The organism is Asaia sp. SF2.1 (genome assembly GCF_000505765.1).
GTDB lineage: Bacteria > Pseudomonadota > Alphaproteobacteria > Acetobacterales > Acetobacteraceae > Asaia > Asaia bogorensis.
The window spans coordinates 72,076-93,341 of sequence record NZ_AYXS01000002.1 but is presented as its reverse complement, the minus strand read 5'-3'; the positions used below and the strand labels follow the sequence as shown (position 1 = coordinate 93,341).

The window sequence follows — 21,266 nt, the reverse complement described above, 5'->3', positions numbered from 1 at the left end:
TTCTTGCGTTATATCTTAAGATAGAACAGTCTAAAGATATAACGGAGAATATAAATGTTTTTTCGCCATCATCTACGTCATGCCCTCAATCGCCATGACGGTTTCGGTCACGGCTCGGACCATCGCTTTGGCGGTGGCATGGGCGGGGGTTTCGGGGGCCGCTTCGGCCGCCGCCGGGGCGGTGACATTCCCGGCGGTCGCAAGCTGAGCGCCGAGGAACTGCAACTGGTCATTCTTGCCCTGCTGGCCGAGAGTCCGGCGCACGGTTACGAAATCATCCGCCGCCTCGAGGAGCGGACAAACGGTTTCTACAAGCCGAGCCCCGGCATGGTGTACCCTGCCATGACCTATCTGGAAGAGATCGGCCAGGCTGAGGTCACTCAGGAAGGAACCCGCAAACTCTACACCCTGACAGATCAGGGGCAGGCTTACCTGACGGAAAACCGAGCAGAAGCCGCTCGCATTCTTGAAATCCTGACACGCATTGGCAGCCGCATGAGCGAGGTTCGCGAAGCATTTGCTGGGCTGCATGATGTCGATCCCGAGGCCGCGGACGGGCTGCACAAGGCGCGTCATCACCTCAAGGCAGCGCTCTACAAGCATCGTGGCTGCAGCCCTGTCGAAGCCAGACGGATCGCTGCCATCCTGATGCGCGCTGCCGCTGAAATCATGGGCAGGGAATCATCATGACCAGCAATTTGCCCCCTCTGCCCCCCACCAAGATCCGCCATCCGCTTCGCCTGAGGCAAATCGAGGTGGCACGAATCATCCCGCTATCCGACACCATGCAGCGCGTCGTCTTTACGGGCCCCGACCTGCATGATTTCGTCACCGTCGGGACCGATGATCATGTGAAGCTGTTCTTCCCCCAGCCCGGCGAGACCCATCCTGTCCTGCCTGACATGAATGCCGACCGTACGGCACCGCGTGATCCGCGTATCATTGCCCGCGACTATACGCCGCGGCGCTTTGACGAGGAAAACGGCGAACTCATCATCGATTTTGTGCTGCACGACTCAGGCCCGGCCACCCAATGGGCGGCCCAGGCCAAACCGGGGCAGCGTCTTGGGATGGGTGGTCCCAAGGCCTCGAATATCCCGCATGAGCGCCTCACCTCGCATCTGCTGATTGCCGATGACACGGGCCTGCCCGCCATCGCCCGTACGCTGGAAGAGTTGTCGCCCGAACACAGCGCCGTTGTGGTGCTCGATACGCAGGAAAGCGACAAGACCTACCCGCTGACGAGCCGTGCCTGGGTCGATCTCTTCCGCTGTGACAGGGCCGCTGGCCAAAGCCTCGCCGATCTTCTGCGCCTGGTCGTTCTGCCTGCCCCAGAGACGCTCAACGTATGGATTGCGGCCGAGATCGATACCGTGCGTGCCCTGCGCGACCATCTGGTGAATGAGGAAGCCATTCCTCGCAACCGGATCAGGGCAGCCGGATACTGGCGTCGCGATACCGAAGCTGGTGGTGCGCGAGTGGATGACTGACCATCCGGAAAACCCAGGCCCTGAGCAGTGAACTCATCCCTTACCGGGAAACCGGTGTTCAGGACCTGGGGTATCATGAATGTTCGCCTCGTTCAGTCATCAGATGATGCAGAGCTAACTGGCCCCCGCTCAGGTTTGGGTGCAGCGCACACGTTCATCGAGTGCCGCTTCGAAACGCGACGGCTCCCAGTTTTCCTGCAAGGCCTGAGTCATAAGAGCCTGCTGACTTTGGGGCGCCAAACCATTGATGGGTGGATCACGATCGAGATTGGTCGGGAAGGCATAACCCTCGGCACAAGCTGCAACAGCGTGCATTACGGCACCGCGCCCAAGCGCCCGCTCGGTCTGGAGACGCTGGAGCACAGGGTAGAGAGCCTTGGCCATTCGCGCGCGATCCATGTTTTCCATTGCGCGGCCGAAGGGGGAGGAAACCTGAAGCAGATTGGCCATACGCCGTATGGACCGGGAATGATTCCTCCCGGCAGCATGAAAGAGCGCCGGGTTGAAAAACACGGCATCACCCTTTTCCAAAGGGAGCTGCACATGGGTGTTCTGGAACCACTCCCTGATCTCGGCACTCTGGGTTGCCAAGTAACCGGGGCCGTATTGCTGAGTGAATGGCTTGTAGAGCGTCGGCCCGCTCTCGAGCGGCATGTCACAATGGGCGACCGCCCCCTGCAGAGTCAGGAAAGGTGAGACGGCGTGCACATGCACCGGATAGCGGATGACCTGCTCGGTGGACTGGAATCCGAGATGATAGTCGCGATGGACCGTCTGCGCCTCACCGCCGGGATTAACCACATTAACCTGTGACGTGATCTGGTAAGCCGGGCCAAGCCAGGCCTCACTTACGAGCGCGATCATTTCATTGCTGTAGTAACGGGCGAACCCTTCCGGATCGAAAAGGCAGAGTTTTTCCAATGCGTTCCAGACGCGATCATTGGCTCCGGCCTTGGCGAAGTGATCGCCCGACTGCACCCCATCGCGTTTTTGCAGAGTGATCAGCGCGTCGAACTGATGCGTCACGTGGTCAAGTGCGGCCATATCATCAAAGGCCTTCTTGAGCACCACAATGCCCGGGCCGTCGCGCAGCGCCTGCGCCCATTCGGCCATCACGAGCTCACGTCCCTCCTGGGTCAGGGTAAGGCGCCGGATATCACCGCAATCGAAAAGGGGAACCTGCCCGGCACCGATAGAGGCAGCCAGAGGATAATCGCGCGGCGTGATCTGCCGCTCGGTCAGCGTTTGCAGCTCTTCCAGCGTGGCATGATCCGGGGAGTACCAGTTGCGGCTTGCCCGCAATACAGAGAGATTGTCCGCTTTCACTTGTCGATCTCCATCTTGTCGATCCCTGCCTGAAACCGGGCGGCTTTCCGTCGGGCTATCGCAGGCAACGCCAGAAGATTACAATCGTGTAATCGAACGCCCCATACGGTAAACACCTCAGAAACACCTCAGGACAGTTTCAACGCTTCTTCATGGAATCCGGAGGAGACGCAGCATGGCCATCGCCCATTCACTCAAGGACATATCCCGTCAGGCCGGGGTCAGTCTCGCCACCGTTGATCGGGTGTTGCATGATCGCAAGGGCGTGCGTGACAGCATGCGACGCCGCGTGCTTCAGGCCATGGAAGAACTCTCCCGCCAGACCCTCGAGCTTTCCCTGCATGGCAGCCGGCTGACAATCGATCTGGTCATGGAAGCGCCCGATCGCTTCTCCTCAGCTGTAAGGTTGGCGCTCGAAGCCCAGCTTGCTGCGCACCTCCCGGTATTGATGCGCGTACGCGCTCATCTGGGCGAGACAGCGACCGGTGAGGAAATTGCCGCCATCATGGCGCGTATCAGGAAACGCGGGTCCAACGGCATCCTGCTGAAGGCACCCGATCACCCCTCCATACGTGCAGAGATACTGGCCTGCGCAAAGGCGCGTATCCCGGTCGTCACTCTGGTAACGGACCTGCCGCACTCCGCCAGACAGGCCTATGTCGGCATGGACAATCATGCTGCGGGAGGCATGGCCGCATGGCTGGCCTCGGGCTGGATGCCCGCCGAGACCCATGCGGGGCGATCCATTCTCGTCGTGGTCTCAAGCAACCGCTTCGTTGGCGAGGAAGAGCGCGCCCGCGGGTTTCGCGAATGGCTGCAGCAATATGCGCCGCATCTTGCCATCGTCTCGCTTGGTGAAGGGCGCGGCCTGGACTGGCAAACCTACGATCTCGTTGCCAACACCCTGCGGGACCGTCCCGATATCGCCGGTATATACTCGATCGGTGGCGGCAATCACGCCATTGCCAGAGCCTTGCGGGACTGTGTAATCGAGCCGCGCCTGTTCATCGCGCATGATCTCGACCGCGATAACAGGGCGCTTCTCTCCGATGGAACCATCACAGCGGTACTGCATCACGATCTGACGGCTGACATGCTTCTGGCTTGCCGGATTTTCACAAGCGCCAATCAGTTGCGCCCACCGGTTCAGAATATATGCCCGAGCCCCGCCCAACTGATCACACGCTTCAATCTGCCTCCGATGGGGCAGCAACTAACTGATAGTCTCTCGAATGTATCTACCCATCGGCATGCACGACCGGGTGAGTGACAACTCGCGCGGTCGCGACTCCGGTAACGGACAACACTGCGCTTTTAGGCCAGGAATTTCGCCTGCGCCTTGCGCAGCGACGCGGGGGGCAGCGTGCCTTCCGGGGTATGGCCGTCCTGCAGGCCTGTCCCGAGAGCGATCACAACCGGCACCACGCCGCCCCACTGCGTGGAGGGCAGATCGGCATCATCCTCGACCGGGCCGCCTGTTCTGATCTTTGCGCTGGCTGCCTCGATGTCCAGGGCCATGACGCCTGTAGCCTTGCGTTCCTGCGCCGTCATGGCCCGCACCTCACCCGAACGGCCCGGCAGGAGATGATCGGTTATGGCGTCGAGCGCCAGCTGATGCTCCTCTGCCAGAACCTTCCTCGCAGTGCCATGCACAACCGCACTGCGGTAATTGACCGAGTGGTGAAATGAAGAGCGGGCCACGACGATCCCCGTCAGTTGGGTCACGGTCAGGCAGAGCTTCTGGCCATCCAGCGCCATGATCCGTGTCTTGGAAGCGCCATGCAGATAGAGCGTGCTGCCGATACGGGCATAGGCCATCGGTATGACCATCGGACGCTCATCGGCCACAAACCCCACATGCCCGACCAACCCCGTATCGAGAATGGCATGGAGGGTCGCTTCATCATAGTGCGCGCGCCGTGCCTGCCTTGCCTTGGCATAATCGGGAATCATGGCTCTCTTCTCCTTGCTCGGCATGCGGCCCCTGATCCGGCACCGCTCGTAAAGGCGTTAGCGCTGGAACTGGACTGATCCGAGAGCCGGTTTTATGGTTTTTCGCCATGCCAGTTTACCTACCCGCCCTGTTCAACGTCGATCCACACGCATCTACCCCCTTGCCGGTCCAGCTCTTCGCTGCTCTGGGTCGCGCCATAAAATCGGGCAAACTGGCTCATGGCGAAGTCTTGCCCTCGACGCGACAGGCCGCCGCCATGCTCGGCCTGTCGCGCAGTTCGATCGCCACGGCCTATGACCTGCTTCGGGCGGAAGGTATTCTCGATATGCGGGCAGGACGACGCCCGGTTGTGCATTGCACGAACCTCCCCTCACCCCGGACGGTTCAGGGCGGCACGGCCACCCTGTCGGACAGAGGCAGGATTTTGGCCCAGGACCCGCGGGCTGCAAGCTACCAACGCGATACAGGCCGCTTATCCCCCGGCGTCCCGGACGAGGCACAGTTTCCCGCCGATCTGTGGGCCCAGACGTTGCGTCGTGTTGCGCGCCAGAATCACGGCGATGAAGCCGCCTATGGCGGGTATCACGGGGCTCATGCCCTGCGTGAGGCAATCAGCACCCGCCTTGCGAGCGATCGCGGGCTGCGTGTCAGCCCCGGGCAGATCATCATCACGCCAGGCACTCAGGCATCGCTCACGCTCATCGCGCAGGTCATGACCGACCCCGGTGATGTGGTTGCCGTAGAGGATCCCGGCTATCTGGGTGCCCGTGCGAGCTTCATGGCATCGGGCGCACGCCTCGTCCCAGTGCCGGTTGATGATCACGGGATGCAGGTCAGCCAGCTGCCCCCCGAAGCGCGTCTCGTCTATATCACGCCATCGAACCAGTTCCCTCTGGGTGGTCGCATGGGGCTGGACAGGCGTCTCGCCCTTCTTGACCGCGCCAGAGCCCAGAATGCGCTGATACTCGAGGACGATTATGACAGCGAATTCCTGTGGCATGGTCGCGAAATTGCCGCGCTTGCCGCGCATGGCACGGGGTGTGAATGGCTCTATCTTGGCTCCGCCTCGAAAGCCTTGCTGCCGGGACTACGGCTGGGCTGGATGGCCGTACCCGAGCCACTGGTTGCACCCTTGCGGGCGGCACACCGCACAATGGGCCTCGCCGCCAATCTGCACGCCCAGCTTGCCCTCGCGGCCCTGATGGAAACAGGGCAATACCGGGCACATCTGCGCCGTATCGCGCGTCTTTACCAGCAGCGGGGCATGGCCCTTTATCACGCTCTTGCAACCGTGGAAGGGCTGCATGTTACGCCGCCGCATGGCGGGGTGCAAATCGGCGCGATCCTTGAACATGCGGGTTTCGAGACAGCCTGCCTGACAGCGCTCAGTGCAGCGGGGTATCGCATGGGGCGTCTGTCAGCCCTTTGCCAGCAGACAAAGCTGGAGGGGCTCATCATGGGCTTTGCCTCGCTGCGAGAAGACGACCCGGCCAGACTTGCCGCCCTTTTGCGCGGCGTCCTTGAAGGTGCGCCGGGCGTTTGAGCCCGTTGCCGCAGGCTCAGCCCTTGGGCTTGTTCCACCTTCCCATATGGCAAAGATGGTGCCATTCATCTTCGGTGACGGGCGCTACCGAGAGACGTGACTGACGCAAGAGCGCCATATCAGCCAGAGCCGGATCAGCCTTGATGGTCACGAGAGAAACCGGATTTTCAAAGGCCCCACAGGCCTGCACGTCCACGCAAACCCATTTGCCGCCCTCGGCGCTCGGATCGGGATAGGATTCGCGGACAACCCGGACCACACCCACGATCTCCTTGTCCGAAACCGAGTGATAGAAAAATGCCAGATCGCCACAGCGCATGGCGGCGAGATTGTTGCGCGCCTGATAATTGCGCACACCGGTCCAGGGCTCGATGTCGTTGCGCACCTGCTGCTGCCATGAGAAGGCCTCGGGTTCGGATTTGATCAACCAGTACTGCATTATCGTCCCTCTCTTATCGGCCTGACCTGTCTGGGTTATCGGAAGAAACTGCACCTTATGGCCTCCCTCCCCCGCCATGAATCCCGTATCAGGACGGCTTTCCGTCAAAACCTGCATTGGATGGTGGCTGAAGCGGGCTATATCATGGCCGCAATCGAGGGGGAGAGAAGCACGAAGTGACAGGAACTGCGCAAGATACCAAGGGAGGCAAAAGCGTGGAACGGCCCATACGGGGAACGTTCCTGCATCGTTACGCCAATCCGGGGCGCTTCCTGAAGCTGGCGCAATGGCTGTTGCCGCTACTGGCCCTTCTGTCATGCCTGACGCTTGGTGTCGGTCTGGTCTGGGCGCTGATCTGGTCGCCAGCAGACTGGCAGCAGGGGGATGCCGTGCGGATCATGTATATCCATGTTCCCATGGCGATACTGGCCTCGGGTGGCTATGCCGCTCTTGCCATATGCGGGGTTCTGTCCCTCGTCTGGAAGCATCCCCTGGCCGACCTTGCCGCCGTCGAGATCGGGCCATTAGGCGCTTCCATTACCGCACTGTGTCTGATCACCGGTTCGCTCTGGGGCATGCCCATGTGGGGGACGTGGTGGGTGTGGGATGCACGGCTGACATCGGTTCTCGTGCTGTTTTTCCTGTATCTCGGTCATATTGCGCTGATTCAGGCCTTCGACGATCCGCAGCGCGGTTATCGTGCCGCGGCTGTTCTGGCCATCGCCGGTGTCATCGATCTGCCCATCATCAAGTTCAGCGTCAGCTGGTGGAATACCCTACACCAGCCCGACAGCATCACGCTTACCCATGCCCCTGCCATGCCCCCATCCATGCTGCTGCCGCTTTCATGCTGCATGGCCGGCTTTGCCTTCGGCTTCGCCGCCCTTGTGACAGGCCGCCTCAAGGCCGCCATTCTTGAAGCCCGGGCCCGACAGATCATGACCCGGTCGCTCATGCACGAGGGACCGGCCGCGTGACCCATCTGCCCTATATCGTTGCCTCCTATGCCGCGACGCTTGTGATGATCGGTGCCTTTACCCTGCCTCTCGTGATGCGGCTGCGCCGCGCCAGAGCCCGCCTTGCGCTGCTCGAACAGCGGCAGGGAGCCAGACACCGCAGCATCGGAAGCCCCGATACCGGGTCGATCCCCAGCCAGGGGGCGACTCCATGAGCGATGCGCTGTTTCAGACGCGCCCGAAGCGTCGCATGACCCGCAAATCCCGGCGTTTATGGCTTGTGCTAAGTTGCCTCGCCTGCTTCACCGTCGCAACGGCGCTGGTGCTGAATGCGTTTTCGTCCAGCATTGTCTTCTTCATGGCGCCCTCACAGCTTGTGCAAAAGCCACCCGCGCCTGACCGGGTGATTCGCCTTGGCGGCATGGTCGTGGCGGGGTCGCTTCGACGCGAAACGGATGGCAAGACACCGGTCAATTTCTTCAGGGTCACGGATGGGCAAGCCGCCGTCGAAGTACGCTTTGAGGGCATCCTGCCGGATCTGTTCCGAGAAGGGCAAAGTGTGGTCGCCCTTGGCAGCTATCATGCCGGCGCGCCCTTTGCAGCCTCTGAAGTTCTGGCCAAGCATGACGAGACCTATATGCCGAAAGAAGTGGCCGAAGCCTTGCAACGCAGCGGCAAATGGGACCCGCGCTATGGCAAACCGCCCAGTTCCGAAAGCTGGACGAGCATGATCCGTGACGATGCCAAGGGTCACACAACACCATGATGTCTGTCGCATGATTTCTGTCCTGGGGGCCGAACAGGGCCATTATGCACTGGCTCTGGCCTGCGTGATCGCACTGGCCCAGTTCATCCTGCCGCTCTGGGGGGCCGCACGCGCCAGAGTTGCGCTGCTCGATCTGGCCCCGGCGCTGGCTGTAGCCCAGCTTCTGGCGCTGGGCTTTTCCTTCGCAAGTCTGATTGCCTGCGCGGTAAATGATGATTTCTCGGTTCAGAACGTGGCTGCGAATTCTGCCCTGAGCAAGCCGTTGCTCTACAAGATCACGGGTGTGTGGGGTAATCACGAGGGGTCGGTTCTGCTCTGGGCGCTTATCCTTGCCCTGTGCGGAGGCGCCGTGGCCCTGTTTGGCCGCAACCTGCCGCTTGTGCTCAAGGCTCGTGTGCTGGCCATTCTCGGTGGCGTGTCAACCGGGTTCCAGCTTTTCTGCCTGCTCACCTCCGACCCGTTCGAGCGCATTTGGCCAGCACCCGATGACGGGCAGGGCATGAACCCGCTTCTGCAGGACCCCGGCCTCGCCTTCCACCCGCCCATTCTCTACACCGGCTATGTCGGGTTTGCCGTGCCCTTCGCCTTTGCTGTCGCCGCGCTGATCGAGGGCCGTGTGGATGCGGCCTGGGGCCGCTGGGTCCGTCCCTGGGCCGTGGCGGCCTGGGCGTTTCTCACATGCGGCATCGCGATGGGCTCATGGTGGTCCTATTATGTGCTGGGCTGGGGCGGCTACTGGTTCTGGGACCCGGTGGAAAACGCCTCGCTTATTCCTTGGCTGACCGGAACGGCCCTCGTTCATTCGGCCATCGTGGTCGAAAAACGCGATGCCCTGCGTATCTGGACCGTTCTACTGGCCATAGCGAGCTTCTCGTTCTCGCTTTCAGGCACATTCCTTGTACGCTCGGGTATTCTCAATTCGGTGCATGCCTTCGCCAATGACCCTGCCCGAGGCATTTTCATTCTGGGTCTGCTTGCGCTCGTCATAGGCGGGTCGCTTGTGCTCTTCGCCTGGCGAGCCCCCTCGCTCACCTCGGGGGGCATCTTTGCACCGTTTTCACGCGAAGGCGGGCTTGTGCTCAATAACATCCTGCTTTGCGCCCTGTGCGCGGTGGTGGTGACTGGCACCATGTACCCCCCCTTCATGCAGATCCTGACGGGGCGGACCCTCTCGGTCGGCAAGCCGTTTTTCGATGCCACGACCATTCCGCTGGCACTACCCCTCCTGCTTGCAATGGGTATCGGTCCTCTGCTGCCCTGGAAGCGTGCACGCCTCTCGCCGGTGCTGGGGCGCCTTTATCCGGCGGCCTGTTTTGCTGTGGTTGGGCTTGCAACCGCGCTCATTCTGCTCGACGGCCTCCTCCCCGCGCTCTGTGGGGCGGCGGGGCTGTGGGTCATTGCGGCCAGTCTTTCCGATCTGGCCATCCGTCTTGGCATCACCACGACCCGGTGGACCGCAATACCCCGGACCATGCGCCAGCGCGTGGCAGGACTTCCCCGCGCCGTGTGGGGCGGGGCTCTAGCCCATATCGGCGTGGGTGTGACGGTACTGGGTCTCACTGGCATGTCTCAGGCGAGCCATTCTGTGGTGGAACTCGGCGTGGGGGAGACGATCCAGCAAGGTACGCTGGTCTGGCGGCTCGATGGCGCGAGACAGGAGGACGGCCCGAATTACCGCGCGCTCGTGGCAGACCTGACTGTCCTGCGCGGCGGGCGTGTCATTGCCCATCTGCATCCGTCACGTCGTGATTTCACAAGCCAGCATCAGGTGACGACCGATGTCGCCATAAGAACCAACCTGCTGCGTGACCTCTACGCGGCGCTGGGTGAGAGTCATGGCACAGGTGCGCAGACCCGCTATGTGCTGCGCCTTCATAATAATCCGCTTGCCCCCTGGATCTGGCTTGGCGGTGTGATCATGGCTCTCGGGGGGGCGCTTTCGCTGTCGGATCGGCGCCATCGCCTCGGTGCGCCCGGCAGAGGCCGCACAGCCTCTACCTTGCCGGGCGCGAAGGAGATACACCCATGACACGCCTGACAAGACGCCGGATGTTCATGGCGCTTCCCGTAGCCGGGGCGACTCTTGCGGGGCTGGGATGCTGGAAGATGCTGGCAGCGATGCAGGACGGTTCCTTCGACCCTCATGCCATCCGCAACGATCAGGCGAGCGAGACGATCCCGGATTTTTCGCTGCCCGGTCTGAGCGGGCAGAGTGACGGTTTCTCAACCGCCGACCTCAGAGCCAGCCCTGTGCCTGTGCTCGTGAATTTCTTCGCCTCCTGGTGTATCCCCTGCGTCGCAGAGATGGCCGCCCTGCGGGTGATCAGCCGCGACATTGCTCTTTGGGGCATTGCCTATAAGGACAAGCCACAGGACGCCCGTCGTTTCATCGAGCGCGATGGCTCGCCTTATGCACGCACCGGCCTGGATGAAAGCGGCATGACCGCCATCGACTGGGGCGTGACCGGCGTGCCCGAAAGTTTTCTCGTCATGCCGGGTGGGCATATTGCCTGGCACGGCGCGGCTGCGCTTGATGAAGCCCTGTTGGATCACACGATCCTGCCTCTCGCCGCGCAGGCGTCTGCCCCATCTACTGGTGATGGCAGGTCAGAATGAGCCCATCAGGACTAGCTTCTCGTTCTCTCGTTCCGGCGTGGCTTGGTGTTGTTCTGCTGACAGCGCTGCTAGCCCTCACACCCCTGATATCCGGTCGGGCTCTGGCGCTGGACGATCCGTCCGAGATGCTGCACGACCCCGCACAGGAAAAGCGGGCGGCTGCCATAGGTGCCCAATTGCGCTGTCTGGTGTGCCAGAACGAATCCATCGAGGATAGCAGCGCAGGGCTGGCGCGCGACTTGCGCCATGTCGTGCGCGAGCATGTGGCAAAAGGCGAGAGCGACGCCCAGATCATGGCATGGATGACCCATCGCTATGGCGAGTTCATCCGGCTGAAGCCGCAATTCTCGATGGCCACATTGCTGCTCTGGACCATGCCGGCTCTGGCGGTTGCCGTCGGTATTGGCGCAGCCCTTGTGATGATGCGCCGCAAGCAGGAAGAACCTCCCCTGACTGAAGCCGAAGCCACGCGTCTGGCCAGTCTGCTGCGTGAGGAGAGCAAGCCATGAGCTGGCCCGGTTTCCTGCTTGTCACGCTTCTGGCCCTCTCGCCGCTGCTTTGGCTGATATTCCTCCAGTCGAAGCGCCAGATCCCACCCGTCGGGCCACGCCTGTCAGCCCTCGCGCTATATCGCGAGCAGTTACGCGAACTCGATCGGGATATGGCCTCCGGGCTGATCGACCCCACTGAGGCGGGTAAGGCACGGCTGGAGATACAGCGTCGCATCCTCGCCGCCGACGCGCTGCCTGATGACGGACTCACAGCCCGCGCTCTGCCCGCAGCACTTGTGGATCCTGATAATCCCGAGGGCCATCGGGCGCAGGTTTCACAAGGTATGCGGCGCTGGAAATCCGTGCTCTGGTTACCCGTGCTGCCCATCGCAGGGCTCGCGCTTTACCTGGTGAACGGTCATCCGTCACTTCCACCCCAGCCGCATCAGGACCGCACGCGCAGTGTTTCGCCGGAACTGCAGGCGCTTTTCGGCAAGCTGGCCCGGCAGGTGGCAACGCTCTCCCCTCAGGACCCGGATTTCATCCGGTCGGCCCTGCTGCTGGGTCAGGTGGATGAGGCCATGAATCGCCCCGATGAGGCTATCGGCCTGTATCGTCGTGTTCTAGCTGTACGCTTCATCCCCGATCTGGCCGTGCAGGTGGCAGAGCTCCAGACACGCCGTGACGGTCATATCTCGCCCGATAGCCTCGCCCTGTATCGGCGCGCTGTGGATGAAGCCCCGGCAGATGCCCCTTGGCGTCTGGCGGTCGAGGCCCGCATCGCGACAGGCGAGCACGAGAACACCCCCTGAAATCCGACCAAGCCTGTCGCCACACTTCCTGCGCGAACGCAACGCCCCTCAGAGCCGACGCGCGATCGCCGCTCGAACGCGCTTCCAGGTTCTACGCAGCCCGTAGAAACGGGTCTGCTCGAAAGCAGGCCTGACCGTGCAGCTACTGCCGAATTTCGGAGCAAAATCGACAAGGGCCCCTTCGCGCACATATCGCTGGTAGAGCGCTTGCGTCTGATCGGTCTGCCACCCAGCTGCCTGACAGAGCACAGCCGCGAAAGCCTGCGAGCGCGGGGGAAGGAGGTCAGCCGCACGGGATGCATAGCTGACGGCAAGCCAGCGATAATGATAGCGCGCATCGGGCTTGACTGCACTGCTGTCGAACCGGGCGATTTCCTGCGCCGTGACGAAGGTTCTTGAGGCAGGCGGCTTCTGGGCTGCTGGACCTTGCACCGAGCGAGGATCGATGTTGGCACCCCAGCCATAAATCCCGCCCCAGATATGATAATCCGGTCCCAGCTCCGTGCCGGTCAGCTCCATACCATAGAGCTTCACGATCCGTGCTGCCAGAAACCAGGCTTCCGCGCGCCCTGCCCGGGTCCAGCGCGACTTTGCGTCCGAAAGCGCCTCTGCATAGGTCTGGATCAGTTGATCATAGGTCAGATTGAGCGGCTGGCCTTGCGCGCTCTCAAGCGCGAACCCTGCCTTGTGGTCGTGATCCGTATAATTCAGCGCTTCCGCGAGGCGGTTTTCACGGATCAGGCGTCTCACAAGGAGCGAACGCATTACATCCGGCATCGTCTCGACGGGGGGCTCACCAGCAGGTTCTGTCTGGTCATCCTGCACCCCGGATGATCTGGCGCCGGAGGCTTCGGCCGGCGTTGGAGGCACGTTGGCATCCACAAACTGCCTGAGTTCATCCACGCTCAGCACGCGCTCAGCGACATAGGCGGCATCGATTCCGACATCACTGCCCGGTCCGGCCTGCTGCGCCGCTTTATAGAGCCAGAGAAGCGCCTGCACATATTCGCCACGCGATAGCGCCAGCACACCCTGCTCGCCCTGCATACGCACTGCAATGGCAGGGTCTTGCGCAGGCACCAGTGTCGGGAACCCTTTGGTCGCTTCGGCATAGGCGAGCGTCGCGGCTTTTGTGTCATTGGCGCGGACAGCCAGCTTGGCGCGCCCCCAGGCAGCCAGAGGGGACGGATTCTGTGTAGCGAAATCCCGCGCCAGATCGAACTGACCCTGACGATAGGCCGCGGCCGCCAGCAGATCGGTTCCGTCATCCGGTTTGACGCCCTGCTCATGCACGGCAGTTGCAAGATTTTTCAGGGATGAATGGGCGAGGTCACCGTCATAGTCGAAAGACAGGGCATAGGCGCTGAGCAGCTTGCGCGACAGCGGATCAGCGGCGAGCGCTCTCACCAAGTCGGGATATTGCGAGACCCAGGCCAGGACGTAACGCAGGGAGTCCTCACCGGCGTAGGATCCGGATTCGACCTGATGCACATAAAGAAGGAGCGCCTTGCCAATCAGATCCTTCCTCAGGCTGCTCGTGCACGGTGCGTGAGTCTCCATTTCGTGCCAGCCGCACAGACCATTGGCACCGCGCAGATAGAGCTTCGCCTCTTCACCCCATGAGGCCTGAGCTAGGGCGTCAGGATCATTTACGCCTGCCTCGACCAGCGACCGCGTCAGGGCAAAGGCCCGGGCGGCTTCGGTCAGGTCATGCTCCGGATCGTTGGCTGACGCAAAAGCCGAAGCACTATACGCCTTGCCCAGCATGAAGGCTGCCGCAACTTTCTCATGAGCATTGCTTGTGTCTGGAAGCGCAAGAACCGCCTTGAATGCGTCGATCCCGTGATCGGCGCTATTGGGGTCGCGATAGGCCTGCGCGCCGCTCTGGTAGAGATCACGCGCCCGGGCTTCAGCTGGGTTATCCTCATCCGGAGGCGACATAGCCCCTGACCCTGGCGAAGGCTCTGGCGTTACCTTCTGTCCGGGATAAAGATGTCTGATTGCATAGGAGAACGAAAAAGAAGGCAGCTTCTCAAGCGTGTGTGTACGGTCATTCAGCAACGGCTCGGGAAAGAACGGACCGCACGCCATGACGCCGACAAGGCTTGCAGGCGTCAGAACCATCACGCCAAGCAAGGCCCGCTGCCTTGCTGTCAGTCGCTTTCGACGGGGTGCACGGTCTTCAGAAGCGTCGGGTAACGTCCTGCGCTGAGACATTGATCTGATCTTTCTTTTTCTGGCAGGTCAGCCAGCCCGCAACAATTTCCTGTCCGACCGGCAGAAGCGCCTCACCCGTTCTGACAAGAACCGGGCCAGTCTGGTCGTAATCGAGACGATAAGGCCCTTGCGCCCCCATACCGGCACAGTCCTTGTCAGCATGGATAATGAGCGGCAGCGTGGCGTCAATCGTGCCGTCATTTCTCAACACGATATGATACAAAGCTGCACCTTGTGGGTTCAGGCCAAGCGAGAGTGCCCGGCGCAATGGCTCGTGCCTGACCAGCGTCAACCACGCAGGAAGGCTCCAGGCGCGTCGGTCACCCGCAACCGGCAGGCGGAACCAGATCCATCCCGCCAGACCCGCGGGCGGCGCGTGTTCGATACGCTGCATGAACCGCGCAACCTCCTCCGGAGCAACGGTCAGTTCCTGCCCCGCCCCTCTGGCAATGCCGCGTGCCATCTCGCTTTCAACCGCGACCGGCTGGCCCGCCTCCCCCCATATGATTTTCGTACCGTAGCTTGGCAGCGCAATCTGCCACGGAACGGGCGAAATCCTGCCAAAGCGGGAAGCATCGCGCTGGGCCTCATGGGCCCTGAACAATCCACCCGCCGGATTGCTGACGGCGTGAAGCTGCAGGACGACGCCCTCGACATGGGACAGGACCGAACCGAGCGCCGGGGCGCCGATCCAGCTTGGCAAGGCTGTAATCGTCAGACGGTAGCGCCCCGACAATCTGCGATGGAGTGCATCGAGCCACGCCGCATAATCGCCAAGCCGGGCGGTGGGACAGTCATGATCGATCTCGATCCCCTCCGGCGTAAGGCCGAGCGTCTGCCATTGAGCGAGCACCTGCTCGATATGGTAGCCCGTTTGCACAGGATCGAGCGCCTCTATCCGGCCGCTGAGGCGGAACACGGCGATCACACGATGCGATGCCAGAACCTGTTTTGGGCTAAGCAACGCCGTATCACGCCACTGGCCGGTCTGGTCGAACTCGGCGGCGAGAATGTGCCAGGTCTGGATAGAGGGCGCAGCCTGCGCGATAGAGCGGATCAGTTCGTCCCGCCATTGGCGCTGCCAGATATAGGCATCCGATGGCAGCTGAACGGATGCGGGTCCAAAAAACCGCATCGCCGAAACACCTGCGAGGCAGATCAGGGCAGCGAGAAGAACGAAGGCCCCGGCGAGTGCAGCACGCCATCTGTGCACGATTCACCTCCTGCATTCAGGCGCAGCCATCGAGGCTCTGGCCCCCACGGGATCAGCCTGTCAGGACGATCTAGACGGGGATCATACACGTTGCCAAGAGATGCGGCTGAGGTGGGGGGACCGTGCCTGCCATATCATATTCTTCACCCAGACCCGCGGGGGCCGGCACGTTCAAGGGCTTCCCCGGACCTTCGCACAGTAGAGGGCGATCAGACGCCTGCCAGAGAGCGCAATACGATAGCGCAACGCGGGTCCGCGGCCTGATCAGGTCAGCCGATCAAGCAGGAACCGTGATGGGTCCAAACAGTCTTGCCTTGGTCTCAGCGCGCTACCTTGCCTGATTTTCATATTGCGCTGCCCCCATGCTTCGCGGCATGTGCACTTCATGGCGCGTCTCTCCCCCCTGCCCCGACAAAGATCGGTCATCACCGGCAATTATCTTCCTGTGCCTCGACCACCGGCGCAGGAAACGGTCGTTCTGTGCCCGGTCTGCCGCGGCAAGATGCAGCGCACGGATGAAGAATGCCCTACCTGCCATGCCCAGCGTCATTTCGGCCCCACTCGTCGAGAGACAATTGTCAGCACGCTGATCGGACTCATTGCGGCTCCTGCCCTGTCCCTCCTGCTGATACGTCCTTCCGGCTGGACATTCGCCTTTGCTGTGGCAGGTCTGCTGGCCGGTTTTTTTGTGGCGCATAGCCGCCACACCGGCGATCGCTGGTTGCGTGATCCGCGCTGATCCTGAACATTCGTAACAAGATGCAGCTTTCGGCACGTCCGGCGAAACGCTAAGGGCAATACTCATGTCTGCTTCGGCTTCACGCTCCAAACAACGCTCTCCCCTGCTGCTGCGAGAACGCTATATCCTGCGTCAGCTTTTCCTTGGGCTGGTGGGCATTACCAGTGGTGCCATTGCGCTCATCTGGCTTATGCAGTCGTTGCGCTTCGTATCACTTGTCGTGGATCGTGGCCTGTCGCTGCGCGTGTTCATCCAGCTCACCTCCCTGATGATCCCGTCTTTCCTCGCGGTCATCCTGCCAATCACGACCTTCCTTGTCGTGCTGTTCGGTTATCAGCGCATGTCGGGCGATCGTGAGCTGACCGTCATGCAGGCAGCGGGGCTTTCGCCTTTCCAGCTGGCGCGGCCAGCCATGGCCTGTGCGCTGATCACGACCGTTATTGGGTATATTCTCAACCTGTGGCTTGTCCCGGTCTCCTACCACGCCTTCAGGCGCTATGAGTTTGAGATCCGCAATCGTATGGCGGCCTTCCTGCTTCAGGACGGTGTGTTTGCTCAGCTCTCGAAAGACATGACCGTCTATGTGCGCAGCCGCGACCGTGATGGGGAAATGCACGGGGTGTTTGTGGAAGATGACCGCCAGCCTGAAGCACGCGCAACCATCATCGCTGAACGTGGAACGATGGTGGTGGTCGATAACCAGCCGCGCGTGGTGCTCTTCAACGGCTCCCGCCAAGAGATCGATCATCATACCGGGCGGCTCAATGTCCTGACATTCACGCGCAATTCAATCGATCTTTCCAGCAGCAAACAGGCCGACACCGAAGTGCGCGACGCCTCCGAAATGTCTCTCCCCGAGCTCTTTCACCCTGACCCGCGCTATGTCTCGCAGCGAGACTGGGGCAAGTTCGCTGTGGAAGGGTGGAGGCGCCTGACCTCACCGCTCACCACTTTGTCTTTCAGCATGATCGCACTTGTTGCCGTGCTGAGCGGTGCCTTTTCGCGCCACGGCAACATCAAACGCCCGCTAGCCGCCATTCTCTCTGTGGTGGGGCTGATGGCCATGTCTCTCATGTTGCAAAATCTGGCAGGCCGAAATCTCGGTCTTGTCCCGCTTCTCTGGGGCGTAGCGATTCTGCCTGCCATCGGCTGCGCAGTTTGGCTCTTCCTGCCCAGAGGGTTGAATTCCGGCCGGAAGACATCTCATGGCGCGTAATACCCTGGCCCTGTTTCGCGGCACCTCGGCTGGGGTGTCGGTCACGCTTTCAGTTTATATCTCGCGAATCTTCACGCTGTTTTCGCTGGCGATGATCGCCGCGCTGACAGGGCTCGTCTCCCTGTTCGATTTCATCGATCTGCTGCGGCGTGTCGCCACCAAACCGGATGTCCCGACGAGCCTGGTGACCGAAATCGCCGGACTACATGTGCCATATTTCATGATCATGATCATGCCGTTCGGCATCCTGCTGGGGGGTATCGTGTGCTTCTGGCGTCTGACGCGCTCGTCCGAGCTGATTGTTGCCCGTGCGGCGGGCATCTCGGCCTGGCAGTTTCTGGCGGCACCCCTGGCTTGCGCCATTCTGATGGGCGCTTTCGGGACGATGGCGCTCTCTCCGCTTTCCTCCTCCATGTTCCGCAAGGCGGAGTTGCTGGACGAGGCTTATCTGAAGACTGGCGGGGGGCCGCTCTCCCTTAATGGCGGTGCGCTATGGCTGCGCCAGCTCGATGATGAGCAGGGCGGACAGGGTGTAGCTATCCTGCACGCGCGTCACGTCTTTCTGCGGGACCGCAAATTGCAGATCAACGACATCAGCATCTTCCGCCTCGATGCGCGCGATCAGCTTGTCATCCGTATCGAGGCCCCTCGCGGCGAACTGGTGGAAGGTGCGTGGAAGCTGGAAAATGCCGCGACAGTCAGGCCGAACCACTTGCCGATCCATATCGGTGATTATCTTCTGCCGACCAATCTCTCACTGCGTCGCGTCGAGCAAAGCTTTGCGTCGCCCGATACCTTGTCCGTCTGGACGCTGCCGGGTTTCATCCATCTCCTCGAGCGGTCCGGTTTTTCCTCCATCCGGCATCGACTGCACTTCCAGACTCTGTTAGCTCTTCCGATCCTGTGCGGTACAATGGCACTCGTCTCTGCCGGCTTCTCGATGCGCCCTACCCGGCGCGGCGGTGTGGCCCGGATGCTGGGCTCGGGAATCGCGGCGGGCTTCGCGCTTTTCACCATCTCGAAGGTGGCGGCGCAATTTGGTGAATCCGGTGCGTTGCCGCCTGTCATGGCGGCATGGGCACCGACTGGCGCGGGTCTCTGCTTGGCGGTAGCCTTGCTTCTGCATCTGGAGGATGGTTGATGTCGAAACGGCGCGTTGCGCATCACAGGCGCAGGTCTTGGCTTGCTGCCTCCATGCTGGCGGGCACGGTGACATTCGGTGCCATTCCTGAGGCGGATGCAACCATGCAGCGCCAGGCGGGGCCGAAAGTTGCCGTCGGCAAGCCGTCTTCACAGTCCGATCCCGTCACCTATCTTGCTGATAACGAGAGCTACACCCGCAGCGGTGTGGCAACCTGGACAGGCAATGTGCAGGTCTGGCAGGGCGAGCATGCACTTCGCGCCGACAAGATCGTGTTCGACCGTAATACCGGTGTCCTGACGGCCACAGGTCACGTTGCAATGGTCGAGCCCGATGGCAGCACCAGCTTCGCGGACTATGTCGAGCTCAGCAACGGCATGCATGACGGCATTGCACGCGGCATCTTCCTGCGCATGGAAGACAATGCCAAGCTGGCAGCCAATGGAATGAGGCGCACCACCGGCAAGATCAATGACATGGCGAAGGCCGTCTATACGGCCTGCCAGATCTGCGCCAAGGATCCGTCACGGCCGCCCTTCTGGCAGTTGCGCGCCTATAATGCGACCCAGGATGCCGAACACAAGCGCATCGAATTCAGCCACGCCTATCTGGACATGTTCGGACTGCCGATCATGTACCTGCCTCTGTTTTCGATGACGGACCCCAGCGTGAAGCGTCAGAGCGGCTTCCTGATCCCGGGGATCAACCCGCATGACCGTTATCTGGGCACCTACTTCACCATTCCCTATTTCTGGGCGATTGACGACCAGCAGGATCTGACCGTCCAGGGGCTTGTCTCGACCCGCACAGGACCGCAGATCAGCGGGCAGTATCGAAACCAGCTCAATTTCGGCAAGATCAACTTCACGGGCGGCGTGGCCTACAGCACCCATAAGGAAGGCAGCTACGTCAACACGTTCGGCAATACGGTTGATGGCACGAACGACAACGGCATCCAGGGCTATGTCCGTGGCAATGCCATTTTCGATATCGACGATCACTGGCGCGCTGGCGCAAACGTCAATCTTGCCTCTTCGGCCAACTACATGCGTGACTACCGCATCACAGGCTACGGCAACGAAACACTGCAATCGACAGCCTATATCGATGGCTTCGGCGTGGGCTCCTACACGCGTCTCGACGGGCAGTTCTATCAGGGCCTGAACCAGGGCGTTATCCGTAACTCGAATCTGCCTTTCGTTCTGCCGCGCTTTACCTATGCGTTCCAAGGTGAGACGGATCCGCTGGGTGGCACATTCTCGCTCAGCACAAACGACTTCAACGTCTATCGCCCCGAGGGAACACGCGATCAGCGCGGGCAGATCCAGATGAACTGGAACCGGCCATTCCACAACGTGCTGGGCCAGATCTGGCTGCTGACAGCGCGTCTCGATGCCACGGTTTATCAGGCGAGCCATCTGACAGAGCAGCCAACCTATTATACCGATACCGGCACGCATACGACGGGCTGGGTCCTGCCCACTGTGGCCCTTAAGATGAACTGGCCCTTCATGCGCAGCTTTGCACATGGTCACGGGTCGCAGGTGCTTGAGCCCATTGTGCAGGCAATTGCCGCGCCCAATATGGGCAATAGTGCCACCCGCATGATCCCGAACGAAGATTCGCTGCAATACGAGTTCACGGACAGCACCTTGTTTGCACTGAACCGCTATACTGGCACGGATCGTCTGGATGGCGGCCTGCGCGGCAATATCGGGGTGCACGGTAACTGGACGTGGCGTGGTCATGTGGTTGATTTTCTGGTGGGTGAGAGCATCCAGCAGCACGTTACCCAGAACCGCATCCCCTATTCGGGCCTGTCTCATCACCTCTCGTCACCTGTGGCGCGTGTGCGCGTCAGTCCCAACCGCTATCTCGATCTGACGGCCCGTGGCCGCTATGACCCCTATCGCAAGAGCTTCGATTATGGCGAGGGACTGGTCAGTGTCGGTGTGCCCATATTCCATGTGAATGCCGGGTATATCTATGAGCCTGTCACGCCCTATTACTTCTATGCGACGAATTATCGACTGAATGGTCCGACGCAGGTCTATTATACAAAGACAAACGAAGTAACAGCGGGCGTCTCGACGGCCTATAAGCAATACCACGCTTCGATCTATGGTCGCCGTTCGCTGTCACGCAAGGAGTTTGTCAGCCTGGGTGGCGATATCGGCTACTCCAATGACTGCTTCGGCTTGGACATCCTTGCGATCAAGCAATATACCTCGATTGGTGGCCAGCAGCGTAATACGACGGTGCTGTTCAATCTCACTTTCAAGACAATCGGTACCTTCGGAATCAATGGCTGACGGACGCGCAATGACCCTTACCGCCCCCTTCCTCC

At 61.1% G+C, this 21,266-nt stretch carries 20 protein-coding genes; 15 read left to right on the top strand and 5 right to left on the bottom strand.

The annotated features are described in order from the left end of the window. The first annotated feature begins 54 nt into the window (after positions 1-54). Positions 55-690, top strand: coding sequence for a PadR family transcriptional regulator (locus tag P792_RS23265; protein ID WP_023977671.1), 636 nt, complete (start codon positions 55-57; stop codon positions 688-690). Then, positions 687-1,490, top strand: a complete 804-nt coding sequence (locus P792_RS23260) for a siderophore-interacting protein (RefSeq protein ID WP_023977670.1) — start codon at positions 687-689, stop codon at positions 1,488-1,490. Before P792_RS23265 ends, P792_RS23260 begins: the two co-directional genes overlap by 4 nt. A gap of 129 nt (positions 1,491-1,619) precedes the next feature. Here the strand turns inward: P792_RS23260 and P792_RS23255 are convergent, their stop codons facing one another. Then, positions 1,620-2,816: a phytanoyl-CoA dioxygenase family protein gene (locus tag P792_RS23255; RefSeq protein WP_023977669.1), complete on the bottom strand. Its 1,197-nt coding sequence runs from the start codon at positions 2,814-2,816 to the stop codon at positions 1,620-1,622. A 175-nt stretch (positions 2,817-2,991) separates the two neighbouring features. On the opposite strand from P792_RS23255, the gene P792_RS23250 reads away from it, so the two are divergent. After that, positions 2,992-4,086: a LacI family DNA-binding transcriptional regulator gene (locus P792_RS23250; protein ID WP_023977668.1), complete on the top strand. Its 1,095-nt coding sequence runs from the start codon at positions 2,992-2,994 to the stop codon at positions 4,084-4,086. Positions 4,087-4,130: 44 nt separating this feature from the next. On the opposite strand, the gene P792_RS23245 is transcribed toward P792_RS23250, so the two are convergent. Continuing rightward, positions 4,131-4,769 carry a pyridoxamine 5'-phosphate oxidase family protein gene (locus tag P792_RS23245; protein ID WP_084331026.1) on the bottom strand — a complete coding sequence of 213 codons (639 nt, stop codon included), beginning with the start codon at positions 4,767-4,769 and terminating at the stop codon, positions 4,131-4,133. A 107-nt stretch (positions 4,770-4,876) separates the two neighbouring features. Between P792_RS23245 and P792_RS23240 the strand changes: the two genes are divergently transcribed. Beyond that, positions 4,877-6,313: a PLP-dependent aminotransferase family protein gene (locus P792_RS23240; protein ID WP_031240027.1), complete on the top strand. Its 1,437-nt coding sequence runs from the start codon at positions 4,877-4,879 to the stop codon at positions 6,311-6,313. Between the two features lie 16 nt (positions 6,314-6,329). Here the strand turns inward: P792_RS23240 and P792_RS0117795 are convergent, their stop codons facing one another. Then, positions 6,330-6,752, bottom strand: a complete 423-nt coding sequence (locus P792_RS0117795) for an EVE domain-containing protein (RefSeq protein ID WP_031240025.1) — start codon at positions 6,750-6,752, stop codon at positions 6,330-6,332. Between the two features lie 215 nt (positions 6,753-6,967). Here P792_RS0117795 and P792_RS23235 point away from each other — a divergent pair, with 215 nt between their 5' ends. The 7 genes from P792_RS23235 to ccmI are packed head-to-tail and all read left to right on the top strand — an operon-like array spanning position 6,968 to position 12,393. Next, positions 6,968-7,729, top strand: a complete 762-nt coding sequence (locus tag P792_RS23235) for a heme ABC transporter permease (RefSeq protein WP_023977663.1) — start codon at positions 6,968-6,970, stop codon at positions 7,727-7,729. After that, positions 7,726-7,923 (top strand): heme exporter protein CcmD, encoded by a 198-nt coding sequence (gene ccmD / locus P792_RS23230; protein WP_023977662.1) that lies wholly within the window; start codon positions 7,726-7,728, stop codon positions 7,921-7,923. The genes P792_RS23235 and ccmD overlap by 4 nt, the downstream gene beginning before the upstream one ends. 35 nt (positions 7,924-7,958) lie before the next feature. Beyond that, positions 7,959-8,474, top strand: a complete 516-nt coding sequence (gene ccmE / locus P792_RS23225; RefSeq protein WP_031240023.1) for a cytochrome c maturation protein CcmE — start codon at positions 7,959-7,961, stop codon at positions 8,472-8,474. A 10-nt stretch (positions 8,475-8,484) separates the two neighbouring features. Then, positions 8,485-10,503 carry a heme lyase CcmF/NrfE family subunit gene (locus P792_RS23220; protein ID WP_023977660.1) on the top strand — a complete coding sequence of 673 codons (2,019 nt, stop codon included), beginning with the start codon at positions 8,485-8,487 and terminating at the stop codon, positions 10,501-10,503. Then, the gene (locus P792_RS23215; RefSeq protein ID WP_023977659.1) at positions 10,500-11,090 is read left to right on the top strand and encodes a redoxin domain-containing protein; all 591 of its coding nucleotides are present in this window, start codon (positions 10,500-10,502) and stop codon (positions 11,088-11,090) included. The genes P792_RS23220 and P792_RS23215 overlap by 4 nt, the downstream gene beginning before the upstream one ends. Next, positions 11,087-11,599, top strand: a complete 513-nt coding sequence (locus P792_RS23210) for a cytochrome c-type biogenesis protein (protein ID WP_023977658.1) — start codon at positions 11,087-11,089, stop codon at positions 11,597-11,599. Before P792_RS23215 ends, P792_RS23210 begins: the two co-directional genes overlap by 4 nt. Then, complete coding sequence (gene ccmI / locus P792_RS23205) at positions 11,596-12,393, top strand: c-type cytochrome biogenesis protein CcmI (protein ID WP_023977657.1); 798 nt, start codon at positions 11,596-11,598, stop codon at positions 12,391-12,393. The genes P792_RS23210 and ccmI overlap by 4 nt, the downstream gene beginning before the upstream one ends. 48 nt (positions 12,394-12,441) lie before the next feature. Here the strand turns inward: ccmI and P792_RS23200 are convergent, their stop codons facing one another. Next, positions 12,442-14,610 (bottom strand): hypothetical protein, encoded by a 2,169-nt coding sequence (locus P792_RS23200; protein ID WP_152530124.1) that lies wholly within the window; start codon positions 14,608-14,610, stop codon positions 12,442-12,444. Further along, on the bottom strand, positions 14,576-15,823 hold the full coding sequence (locus P792_RS23195) for a DUF3142 domain-containing protein (protein WP_023977655.1): 1,248 nt from the start codon (positions 15,821-15,823) through the stop codon (positions 14,576-14,578). Before P792_RS23195 ends, P792_RS23200 begins: the two co-directional genes overlap by 35 nt. Positions 15,824-16,208: 385 nt before the next feature. Between P792_RS23195 and P792_RS0117790 the strand changes: the two genes are divergently transcribed. The 4 genes from P792_RS0117790 (at position 16,209) to P792_RS23180 (ending at position 21,231) form a co-directional block, all read left to right on the top strand. Continuing rightward, positions 16,209-16,562: a hypothetical protein gene (locus tag P792_RS0117790; protein WP_231944553.1), complete on the top strand. Its 354-nt coding sequence runs from the start codon at positions 16,209-16,211 to the stop codon at positions 16,560-16,562. 64 nt (positions 16,563-16,626) lie between these two features. Beyond that, positions 16,627-17,778 carry an LPS export ABC transporter permease LptF gene (gene lptF / locus P792_RS23190; protein WP_023977653.1) on the top strand — a complete coding sequence of 384 codons (1,152 nt, stop codon included), beginning with the start codon at positions 16,627-16,629 and terminating at the stop codon, positions 17,776-17,778. Continuing rightward, positions 17,768-18,919, top strand: coding sequence for an LPS export ABC transporter permease LptG (gene lptG / locus P792_RS23185; RefSeq protein WP_023977652.1), 1,152 nt, complete (start codon positions 17,768-17,770; stop codon positions 18,917-18,919). The genes lptF and lptG overlap by 11 nt, the downstream gene beginning before the upstream one ends. Then, on the top strand, positions 18,919-21,231 hold the full coding sequence (locus P792_RS23180; protein WP_023977651.1) for an LPS-assembly protein LptD: 2,313 nt from the start codon (positions 18,919-18,921) through the stop codon (positions 21,229-21,231). Before lptG ends, P792_RS23180 begins: the two co-directional genes overlap by 1 nt. Positions 21,232-21,266 lie beyond the last annotated feature (35 nt).

Excerpts from the sequence above, each read along its gene's own strand:
- P792_RS23265 (WP_023977671.1), top strand. The coding sequence starts at position 55 with ATGTTTTTTCGCCATCATCTACGTCATGCCCTCAATCGCCATGACGGT.
- P792_RS23180 (WP_023977651.1), top strand. The coding sequence starts at position 18,919 with ATGTCGAAACGGCGCGTTGCGCATCACAGGCGCAGGTCTTGGCTTGCT.
- P792_RS23220 (WP_023977660.1), top strand. The coding sequence starts at position 8,485 with ATGATTTCTGTCCTGGGGGCCGAACAGGGCCATTATGCACTGGCTCTG.
- P792_RS23215 (WP_023977659.1), top strand. The coding sequence starts at position 10,500 with ATGACACGCCTGACAAGACGCCGGATGTTCATGGCGCTTCCCGTAGCC.
- P792_RS23245 (WP_084331026.1), bottom strand. The coding sequence starts at position 4,769 with ATGATTCCCGATTATGCCAAGGCAAGGCAGGCACGGCGCGCGCACTAT.
- P792_RS0117790 (WP_231944553.1), top strand. The coding sequence starts at position 16,209 with ATGGCGCGTCTCTCCCCCCTGCCCCGACAAAGATCGGTCATCACCGGC.
- P792_RS23200 (WP_152530124.1), bottom strand. The coding sequence starts at position 14,610 with ATGTCTCAGCGCAGGACGTTACCCGACGCTTCTGAAGACCGTGCACCC.
- ccmE (WP_031240023.1), top strand. The coding sequence starts at position 7,959 with ATGACCCGCAAATCCCGGCGTTTATGGCTTGTGCTAAGTTGCCTCGCC.
- P792_RS23260 (WP_023977670.1), top strand. The coding sequence starts at position 687 with ATGACCAGCAATTTGCCCCCTCTGCCCCCCACCAAGATCCGCCATCCG.
- ccmI (WP_023977657.1), top strand. The coding sequence starts at position 11,596 with ATGAGCTGGCCCGGTTTCCTGCTTGTCACGCTTCTGGCCCTCTCGCCG.
- P792_RS23210 (WP_023977658.1), top strand. The coding sequence starts at position 11,087 with ATGAGCCCATCAGGACTAGCTTCTCGTTCTCTCGTTCCGGCGTGGCTT.
- P792_RS23240 (WP_031240027.1), top strand. The coding sequence starts at position 4,877 with ATGCCAGTTTACCTACCCGCCCTGTTCAACGTCGATCCACACGCATCT.
- P792_RS23250 (WP_023977668.1), top strand. The coding sequence starts at position 2,992 with ATGGCCATCGCCCATTCACTCAAGGACATATCCCGTCAGGCCGGGGTC.
- lptF (WP_023977653.1), top strand. The coding sequence starts at position 16,627 with ATGTCTGCTTCGGCTTCACGCTCCAAACAACGCTCTCCCCTGCTGCTG.
- lptG (WP_023977652.1), top strand. The coding sequence starts at position 17,768 with ATGGCGCGTAATACCCTGGCCCTGTTTCGCGGCACCTCGGCTGGGGTG.
- P792_RS0117795 (WP_031240025.1), bottom strand. The coding sequence starts at position 6,752 with ATGCAGTACTGGTTGATCAAATCCGAACCCGAGGCCTTCTCATGGCAG.